General features: G+C 72.6%; 7 protein-coding genes and 1 pseudogene. 3 read left to right on the top strand and 5 right to left on the bottom strand.

What is annotated here, in order from left to right:
- Window positions 1-193 (bottom strand): annotated as a pseudogene (locus SACPADRAFT_RS28245) (class F sortase); the annotation flags it as partial.
- Window positions 194-247: 54 nt separating this feature from the next.
- Window positions 248-1,702, bottom strand: a complete 1,455-nt coding sequence (locus SACPADRAFT_RS0216430; protein ID WP_007025347.1) for a collagen binding domain-containing protein — start codon at window positions 1,700-1,702, stop codon at window positions 248-250.
- Window positions 1,703-1,996: 294 nt separating this feature from the next.
- On the opposite strand from SACPADRAFT_RS0216430, the gene SACPADRAFT_RS0216425 reads away from it, so the two are divergent.
- Entirely contained in the window at window positions 1,997-2,812 is an 816-nt protein-coding gene (locus SACPADRAFT_RS0216425) for a Bax inhibitor-1/YccA family protein (protein WP_007025348.1), read from the top strand.
- Window positions 2,813-3,108: 296 nt separating this feature from the next.
- The gene (locus SACPADRAFT_RS0216420; RefSeq protein WP_007025349.1) at window positions 3,109-3,672 is read left to right on the top strand and encodes an LppU/SCO3897 family protein; all 564 of its coding nucleotides are present in this window, start codon (window positions 3,109-3,111) and stop codon (window positions 3,670-3,672) included.
- Window positions 3,673-3,738: 66 nt separating this feature from the next.
- Here the strand turns inward: SACPADRAFT_RS0216420 and SACPADRAFT_RS0216415 are convergent, their stop codons facing one another.
- Together SACPADRAFT_RS0216415 and SACPADRAFT_RS0216410 are read right to left on the bottom strand one after the other, a co-directional pair.
- Entirely contained in the window at window positions 3,739-4,959 is a 1,221-nt protein-coding gene (locus tag SACPADRAFT_RS0216415) for an acetyl-CoA C-acetyltransferase (RefSeq protein ID WP_007025350.1), read from the bottom strand.
- Window positions 4,960-5,128: 169 nt separating this feature from the next.
- The gene (locus SACPADRAFT_RS0216410; protein ID WP_007025351.1) at window positions 5,129-7,000 is read right to left on the bottom strand and encodes a bifunctional metallophosphatase/5'-nucleotidase; all 1,872 of its coding nucleotides are present in this window, start codon (window positions 6,998-7,000) and stop codon (window positions 5,129-5,131) included.
- A 130-nt stretch (window positions 7,001-7,130) separates the two neighbouring features.
- Between SACPADRAFT_RS0216410 and SACPADRAFT_RS0216405 the strand changes: the two genes are divergently transcribed.
- Entirely contained in the window at window positions 7,131-8,504 is a 1,374-nt protein-coding gene (locus SACPADRAFT_RS0216405; protein WP_007025352.1) for a cystathionine beta-synthase, read from the top strand.
- A 191-nt stretch (window positions 8,505-8,695) separates the two neighbouring features.
- Here the strand turns inward: SACPADRAFT_RS0216405 and SACPADRAFT_RS33115 are convergent.
- Window positions 8,696-8,929: hypothetical protein (locus SACPADRAFT_RS33115; protein ID WP_028662516.1), on the bottom strand; the 234-nt coding region annotated here is incomplete at its 5' end.

Below are 8,929 nucleotides of genomic sequence, written 5' to 3'. Positions count from 1 at the left end.
CGGCCCGGTCGTCGGACGCCTCGACCCCCGCCGACGGGCGGTCGGACGGGGCGGGGACGGCGGTCCCGGCGATCACGGTGGGTGCGCGCAGCGCGAGCGCCCCCGTGACCACCAGCTCGGCGACCAGGACGCTGCCCACCCCGAGCAGGTACGGCCGGAGCCACCGCCGTCGGTCCCGTGTCGAGGCCGTCATCCCACCATCACCCCACCGACACCCACTGTGTCGTCCGCTCCGTCGCCCACCCGGTCACCGTCGGGCGAACCTCCTCCGCGCGACCCGTCCGGTCACCACCGACGCCAGCAGCGCGAGGCCGCCGAGGCTCAGCAGGGCGCCCACCGGCGCGCCCGACGTGGTCGCGGCCCGCTCGACCGTCAGGGTGGGTTCCCCCGCGGGGATGGTCTCCGGGACGTCGTCGGGCACGTTCGCGATCCGGAGCGTCAGTGTGCCGCCCGGGGTGAGCTCCCCGCAGGCGGACGGCGGATTCTCCGGGTCGAAGGCGTCGCCGTAGCCGTTCGGCGGGCGGACCTCGGTCAGGCACACGGTCTGCGGCGTGCGCAGGTTCTCGACGGCGGCCGTGCCGTCGGCGCCCGCACTCGTCACCACCAACGGCTCGCCGTCCTCACCGACGAGCGGTTCGCCGTCCCGCCCGACCGCGGGGGAGGTGCCGTCCTCGCCGGTGAGTTCCAGCGGCACCCCCGCGATCCCGTCGCCGGTCTCCTCGTCCACCTTGGCCACCCGGACGGCGCCCGGGGCGGTGCGGGCCGTCGTCGCGGCCTCGGCCGTCAGTTCCTGCTCGCCGCCCGTGGACACGACCCGCTGGGTGTCGGTGGTGACCGGTTCCCGCACGTAGGGCCGCTCGGCCGGGGCGGCCAGCGTCGCCCGCACGGTCGGTTCCTCCCCGGTCGGGGCCAGGGCGACCGCCGCGGCCCCGTCCTCGCCGGTCGTCACGGTCGCCGCCCCGGAGGCGTCCCCCTGGCCGGGTTCGAGGTCGGTGAGGTCCAGGGCGACGTCCACGTCGGGGACGCCGGTGCCCTCGGCGTTGGTGATCCGCACCGACCACTCCGCGGGGGTGCCGATCGTCTGGTCGCCCTCGGGTGCGGTGAGCTCGACCTCCCACGGGCCGCGGTAGGTCTCCGCCTCGTCCCGCATCCGGTCGACCGCGGCCCGGGCACCGTCCGGCAGGGCGTCGAGATGTGCCTCGACGTCGTAGGCGATCTCGGTGAACGGCTTGTCCGGGTCGAGATCGGCGGAGTCCCGCGGCGCGGCCGTCCACGAGTGCAGCAGGTGTGCCAGCGCGGCGGCCTCGTCGGCGTCCCGCGTGTCGCCGTAGCGCAGCAGCAGGTAGGAGATGTTCGCGGCGACGTCGGGGTCGAGCGGCTCACCCCACTTGTCGAGCAGTTCGTCGCCGGGTTCGTACGTCTCGTCGGTGTCCGGCGCCTTCAGGGCGAACGAGACACAGAAGACCTGCTCCCCGCCGACCTCGTAGGAGCCGAGCCAGTCGTGCTCGGCGGAGCGGTCGCGTCCGCCCCAGGACTGGCCCGGGGTGGTTTCGTGGCCGATCCCCTCCCGTACCTCGGCCGTGGCCGACGGCGGGACGGCCACGACGGACACCGTCGCCAGGGCCAGTGCCGTCAGGGCGAGCGTCGCGAGCAGTGATCCGCCCGGCCCGCGTACAGTGGTGAACAGGCGTCTTCGCGCCACGGACCTACCCCTTTCCCCAGTTCTTCCCCGTCCCGTGCCCGGTGCGACGCACGTCACATCGCCGCCCCGTCGGGCGGCGTGGGGTACGTCTGGTGAGGGTCCCGTGAAAACATAACCAGGGCAATCGGCCAGGTGGTGGACGTCGGTGTCCCGGCCCGACCTGTTCCGGGTCACGATCGGCGCACGTCGGCTCGCACGGGGTGCGGGTAAAGTCGCGTTTACCGACAACCGGGAACCGACCGGCACGCCCGGTCGTTGTCCCGACGCAAGTGCCAGAAGATCCAGGAGGATCAGGTGCGAACTTCCAGCAACCCTGCCTTCCGCAACCTGCCCCAGGGTGCGGCGGGTGCCCCGTACGCGGGCTTCAACCAGCCACTGGGCGGCCAGCCCGGGCACGGCCCGCCGCAGGCGCCCTCCGGGTCGGCCGACCGGCCGATGACCGTCGACGACGTCGTCATGAAGACCGGGGCCAGCCTCGGCGTGACGCTGCTCGTCGGTGTCATCACCGCCATCTGGGCGCAGTCGCAGGTCGCGGCGGAATCCATGGGCGCCGTCTTCGGTGCCATGATCGCGGGCATGCTCGTGGGCCTGGTCCTGGCCCTGATCATCGCTTTCAAGCAGATGGCCAGCGCGCCCATGACGCTGGCGTACTCCGCCGCCGAAGGGGTGTTCCTCGGCGCGATCACCGGGGTCTTCGAGATGATCTACCCCGGCATCGCGCTGCAGGCGATCCTGGGGACCGCGGCGGTGTTCGTCGTGATGCTCGTGGTCTACAAGACCGGAGCGGTCAAGGTCACGCCCAAGTTCCGCAAGTGGATGATGGGCGCGCTGGGCGGCGTGCTGGTCCTCATGCTCGCCAACCTCGTGCTCGGCCTGTTCGGGGTGAACACCGGCCTGCGGGACGGCGGGCCGATCGCGATCATCTTCAGCCTCGTGGTGATCGGTGTGGCCGCGTTCAGCTTCCTGCTGGACTTCGACATGGCCGACCAGGCGATCCGTCAGGGTGCGCCCGCGAAGTTCGCCTGGTTCGTCGCCTTCGGCCTGATGGTCACCCTCGTGTGGCTGTACCTGGAGATCCTGCGTCTGCTGTCCTACCTGCAGAGCGAGTAGGCGCCAGGAACCCACGCCGCTCCTGGACCGCGGGGGCGTCCGGCCCGTCGGCCGGGCGCCCCCGTTCGCGTGTCCGACGAGGGAGACCGCCCGCGCCCGGAACGTCCGGGGGTGTCCCGGTGTCGTCGTCGGCTGGTGTTCAATCGGCACGGTCGGTTTCCGCGTGAAGATGGTGTGAGGTCACGGTGACGGTTCCCCCCTCCGAAGGTCCGCCGGGAGCGCAGTACCCGCAGGGAGGACCGCCCGGACAGCCCTGGCAACCCGGACAGCCCTGGCAACCCGGACAGCACGGAGCGATGCCGTACGGGATGTCCCCGATCGGGCAGCCGATGTCGCCGCCCCCGCCGCGGAAGGGCACGGCGTGGGCCGGGGTCGCCGTCGCCGTCGCTCTGATCGCGGCCGCCGTGGGGTTCACCGGGTGGCACGCGGCCACGGCGGTGCCCGAGGTCGAGGCGGGCACCTGCCTCCACATCGCGGATTTCCGCTACACCGCGGACGAACCCGAGGTCCGGGACTGCTCGCACGAGCAGGCCACACTGCGGGTCGCCGCGCTGGTCGACGATCCCGCGGCCGGCTGCCCGACGGGCCCGTACGACCGATACCAGCACCCGGACGGCGCGTTGGTGTGTCTGATGCTCAACGTCGAACAGGGCGACTGCCTGACCAACGTCGCCACCGACGATCCCGCCGGCTACGAACGCGTGCGCTGCACCGATCCGGCCGCCGAACTGGCCGTGTTGAAGGTCGCCGAGGGCACGACCGATTCGCGCCGGGCGTGCGCGGACGTCGAGGCGGCCTTCTCGCTCACCTACCCCGAACCCGCCACGGTCATCTGCGCGGCCCGGCCGACGACGGTGTGACCGGGGCGGGTCCGGAGCGCGGCCGATGGGTCCGTGCGGATCCCACCGGCCGCGGGCACGGGGACGTCAGCTCATCCGCTCCAGGACCATGGCCATGCCCTGGCCGCCGCCGACGCACATGGTCTCCAGACCGAACTGCTTGTCGTGGTGCCGCAGCGAGTTGAGCAGGGTCGTGGTGATCCGCGCCCCGGTCATGCCGAACGGGTGGCCGACCGCGATCGCGCCGCCGTTGACGTTCAGCTTGTCGAGGTCGATGCCGAGATCCCGGTAGGAGGGGATCACCTGGGCGGCGAACGCCTCGTTGATCTCCACCAGGTCGATGTCGTCGATCGACATTCCGGCGCGGGACAGCGCCTGCTTCGACGCCTCGACCGGCCCCAGGCCCATGATCTCCGGGGACAGGCCGGACACGCCGGTGGACACGATGCGGGCCAGCGGCGTGAGGCCCAGTTCCTGCGCCTTCGTGTCGCTCATGATGACCAGCGCGGCCGCGCCGTCGTTGAGCGGGCAGGCGTTCGCGGCGGTGACCCGGCCGTCCGGGCGGAACACCGGGTTGAGGCCCGCGGCCTTCTCCAGGGTGACCCCGGGGCGGGGGCCGTCGTCGGCGGAGACCACGGTGCCGTCCGGCAGGGTCACCGGGGTGATCTCGTTCGCCCAGAAGCCGTCCGCGATGGCCTTCTCGGCGAGGTTCTGCGAGCGCACCCCGAACTCGTCCATCTCCTCGCGGGAGACGCCCTTCACCCGCGCCAGGTTCTCGGCGGTCTGCCCCATCGCGATGTAGACATCGGGCAGCTGGCCGTTCTCCCTCGGGTCGACCCAGTCGTCGCCGCCCTGCTCCGCCCAGCGCGCGGTACGGGCCTCGGCGTCGGCGAACAACGGGTTGTGCGTGTCCGGCCAGGAGTCGGAGGTGCCGTTCACGCCGCGGGAGACCGTCTCCACCCCCGCGGAGACGAACACGTCGCCCTCACCCGCGCGGATCGCGTGCAGGGCCATCCGGGTGGTCTGCAGACTGGACGAGCAGTAGCGGGTGATCGTGCACCCGGGGAGGTGGTCGTAGCCGAGCTGCACGGCGACGACACGGCCCATGTTGAAGCCGGACTCCCCGCCGGGGAGGCCGCAGCCGAGCATCAGGTCGTCGATCTCGGCGGGGTCGAGCTGGGGGACCTTGTCCAGCGCCGCCCGCACCATCTGCGTGGTGAGGTCGTCGGGCCGCATGTTCACCAGCGAGCCCTTGCCCGCGCGGCCGATCGGCGAACGGGCCGCGGACACGATCACGGCTTCCGGCATGTGGACACTCCTTCGGGTCGGCTAAGCGTTTGCTTAGGTATATATCCTGCCTGCCCGGGTCGGCGGAACCACTGATCCGGGTGCCCCCGGACACATCCGCCGACACCCGGGGGCCGGGACCGTTCCGCTCCCCCGGATGTCGGACGTCGGATGTCGTCGGACGGCGTGGTCAGTCGTCACCGCCGACTGCGGTGATCCGTCCCGTGCCGCCCTCGGGGTAGGCGGTCCGGGGGACGCTGCCCCCGAGCTCCCCGGTGAGATGCTCCCGCAGGGCCTGCTGGTAGGTCGTGCCGACCGGGGTGAACGCCAGGTCACCGAACGGGTACCCGTCGCCGCCGCGCGCGGAGAAGTCGTTGGTCGCCACCGACACCGGCGGCCCGTCGACGACCTCGCCGTCGGCGACCAGCACCGTCCCGTCGTCCAGGGTCACGTCCCGGACCCGCTCGCCGGGGGTCTCGATCTCGTTGGTGCCCTCCCGCACGCGCTGCGCCCGGCGCGTCGTGTCGTAGGTGAACGAGAGCCCGGCGACCTGCATGAACGCACCCGCTGCCGCCGGTGCCGCCGCGACACCGCGTTCGAGCAGCTGCCGCAGTGTGGCCCGGGGCACCTCGGGCACCACCGTGACGAAGTTGGAGAAGGGGGCGATCTCGTAGGTGTCCAGGGTCGTCAGCTCGCCCGGGGGCAGGACCGAGTCGTTGCGGAGGCCACCGCCGTTCTGGAGGGCGACCTCCGGCGGTGCGACGTCGTACTCGCCCGCCCGCCGCTGTCCGGCCCGGAGCAGGCTGTCGGCGACGAGATCACCCAGATTCGTCTCCCGGGTGCGGACCGCGTGGCGGACGCCGTCCAGGGGCACCTCGCTGGTGGCCACCACGTCGGCGGCCATCCCGCTCAGGTGCTCGGCCACCGGCTCCTCCACCCGCTCCCGGAGCGCCGGGTCGCCGTGCACCGCGTCCGGGCCCACCCCGGAGACCCGGACCGGGCCGGTGCGCGGCTCGTCCACGGCGAGCACATCCCCGCCGCGGTCGAAGTTCAGGACCAGCCTGCCGATGTAGGAGTAGTCGCCCGGCACCGTCACCACCGGCACCCGCTCGCCGTCGGCGTCGTCCGCCCACAGCGGGAAACCCCGTTCGGCGGTGTCCCCGGGGATCAGCCGGTCCCCCGGGTCGGCCAGGATCTCGCCGCCGCCCGCGCCGACGACGGCGTCCACACCGCGCAGCTCCGGCACCAGCGCGAGCTCGTTGTCGATGTCCTGGAGGTGGCTGACCAGCACCACCTTGTCGACACCCCGGCCGGCGAGGTCCCGGGAGAGGGCGTTGGTGATCCCGGCCAGGTCACCGCGCACCCCGACGTCGCGCGGGCTGGACAGTGCGGGCAGGTCCGGGGTGGTCAGGCCGATCACGCCGATCCGCTCGCCCCGGGTGCGCAGCACCGTGGCGGAGGCCAGCGTGCCGTCGTCGGCGTGCGCGCGCAGCGCGGGCTCGGCGGAGACGTCGAGGTTCGCGCCGAGGAAGGTGGTCGGGCCGTCGACCCCGGTGAGGAACCGGGACAGTTCCGCGGGGCCGAGGTCGAAGTCGTGGTTGCCGATCGCGCTCGCGTCGTAGCCGATGCCGTCGAAGGCGAGCGCGTCGTGGAACGGAGCCCCCTCCACGGTGCTCGCCGAGTGTTCGGGCCCCGGGAGGAAGTTGTCGCCGCCGGAGAGCACGATCTCGCCGCGGTGGCCCGCCTGGCCGGGCGCGGGTGGCCCCGTGGTGGCCTCCCGGCGCAGCCGGTCCATCAGCGTCTTCGTGCGGGAGGGGCTGCCGTACGGGTGGGTGCCGCCGTCGACGATGCGGCCGGTGTCCGTGCCGTCGCCGGGGATGCCCAGCAGGGCGGATTCGGTGTCGTTGGTGAACAGCAGGGTCAGCGTGAAGTCGGCCCGGTGGTGGTCGGCGGGCGTTCCGCCCGGCTCCGCGCCCGCGGGGGTCTGTGTCGCGGCCAGCAGGACACCGGCCAGGGTGGTCGCCCCGAGCGCGCGGGCCCGGGGTCTCCGGTGGGGTCTCACGTGGGGGCTCCTCGGTCTCGTCGGACGGTGACCGGCGAAGCCAACCACAGGCGGTCCTATTCGGACAATGTGGCGCAGAGCCCCCTGATCCGAGGTACCGGGGCGGCGCCGTCGTGTCTACCCTGGTGACATGGATTACGCCGAACACGTCATCGACCTGGTCGGGGACACCCCTCTGGTCAGGCTCAACTCGCTCGCCGACGGCCTGCGCCCGACCGTGCTGGCCAAGGTCGAGTACCTCAATCCCGGTGGCAGTGTCAAGGACCGGATCGCGCTGCGCATGGTCGAGGCTGCGGAGGCCTCCGGGGAACTGCCGCCCGGGGGCACCATCGTCGAACCGACCTCGGGCAACACCGGCGTCGGACTCGCCATGGTGGCCCAGCGCAAGGGATACCGGTGCGTGTTCGTGTGTCCGGACAAGGTCAGCGAGGACAAGCGCAACGTCCTCAAGGCCTACGGCGCCGAGGTCGTCGTGTGCCCCACCGCCGTGCCGCCGGACCACCCGGAGTCGTACTACAGCGTCTCCGACCGGCTCGCCCGGGAGACCGAGGGCGCGTGGAAGCCGGACCAGTACGCCAACCCGGCGAACCCGGCCAGCCACTACGAATCCACGGGGCCGGAGATCTGGCGGCAGACCGAGGGCCGGGTGACGCACTTCGTCGCGGGCGTCGGCACCGGCGGCACCATCTCCGGCACCGGCCGGTACCTCAAGGACGTCTCGGAGGGGCGCGTCCGCATCGTCGGCGCCGACCCGGAGGGTTCGGTGTACTCGGGCGGTACCGGCAGGCCGTATCTCGTGGAGGGAGTCGGCGAGGACTTCTGGCCGGAGACCTACGACCGCACGGTCGCCGACGAGATCATCCCGGTCTCCGACGCCGACTCGTTCACCATGACCCGGCGACTGGCGCGGGAGGAGGCCCTGCTGGTCGGCGGCTCGTGCGGAATGGCCGTCGCGGCGGCGCTCGAACTCGCGCAGCGGGTGGACCCGGACGACGTGATCGTGGTGCTGCTGCCCGACGGCGGCCGCGGGTACCTGGGCAAGGTGTTCAACGACGGGTGGATGTCGTCCTACGGCTTCCTGGCGCCGGAGGAACAGGACTACACCGTCGGCGACGTGCTCCGGCGCAAGGACGGAACCCTGCCGGATCTGGTGCACACCCATCCGACCGAGACGGTGGCGGAGGCCGTGACCATCCTGCGGGAGTTCAGCGTCAGCCAGATGCCGGTCGTCAGCGCGGAGCCGCCCGTGATGGCCGCCGAGGTGGTCGGCGCCGTGAACGAGCGGGACCTGCTGGAGGCGCTGTTCACCGGCAAGGCCGCCCTGGCCGACCGGTTGGACCAGCACATGTCGCCGCCGCTGCCGACGATCGGTGCGGGGTCGCGGTTGGATGTGGCGATGAAGGCACTCGGCACGGCCGACGGTGCGCTCGTGCTGGTCGGCGGGAAACCCGCGGGCGTGGTCACGAGGCAGGACCTGCTGGAGTTCCTCTCCGGCGGGTCGTGATCCGGCTGCGCATCCGGGGCGTGCCCGGCGGGGCGTTCGGTGGCGTGCGGAGGGTGATCCGATAGCGTGTGCGCGAGCGAAATCACCCACGGTCCTCGTCAAGGGGGTACAAGGCCCACATGAGTGCTCCGCAACCACCCAACCAGGGCGACGGTGAGCAGCCGGCCCAGGGCTCGTCCGGCGAGCCGGAGTCACAGGAGAGCAGTCCGTTCGGTGCGCCCGAGGCGACCCAGGTGGTACAGCCGTCGCAGCAGCCCAAGGCCGACCAGCAGCCGTTCGGGGACGGCCCCGAACAGACGCAGGTGGTCCAGCCCGGTCAGCCCGGTGCCGGCGGGGACGCCGCGGGCGGCCGGCAGGGTGGCGGTCAGCAGGGCGGGGGCCAGGGGCCGGAGTCGACGCAGCTTGTCCCGCCGGGGATGCAGCCG

It is taken from the genome of Saccharomonospora iraqiensis subsp. paurometabolica YIM 90007, assembly GCF_000231035.2.
Lineage (GTDB): Bacteria > Actinomycetota > Actinomycetes > Mycobacteriales > Pseudonocardiaceae > Saccharomonospora > Saccharomonospora paurometabolica.
The sequence above is the reverse complement of the archived record's forward strand: the minus strand, read 5'-3'. Positions and strand labels throughout refer to the sequence as shown.

Excerpts from the sequence above, each read along its gene's own strand:
- SACPADRAFT_RS0216420 (WP_007025349.1), top strand. The coding sequence starts at position 3,109 with ATGCCGTACGGGATGTCCCCGATCGGGCAGCCGATGTCGCCGCCCCCG.
- SACPADRAFT_RS0216405 (WP_007025352.1), top strand. The coding sequence starts at position 7,131 with ATGGATTACGCCGAACACGTCATCGACCTGGTCGGGGACACCCCTCTG.
- SACPADRAFT_RS0216415 (WP_007025350.1), bottom strand. The coding sequence starts at position 4,959 with ATGCCGGAAGCCGTGATCGTGTCCGCGGCCCGTTCGCCGATCGGCCGC.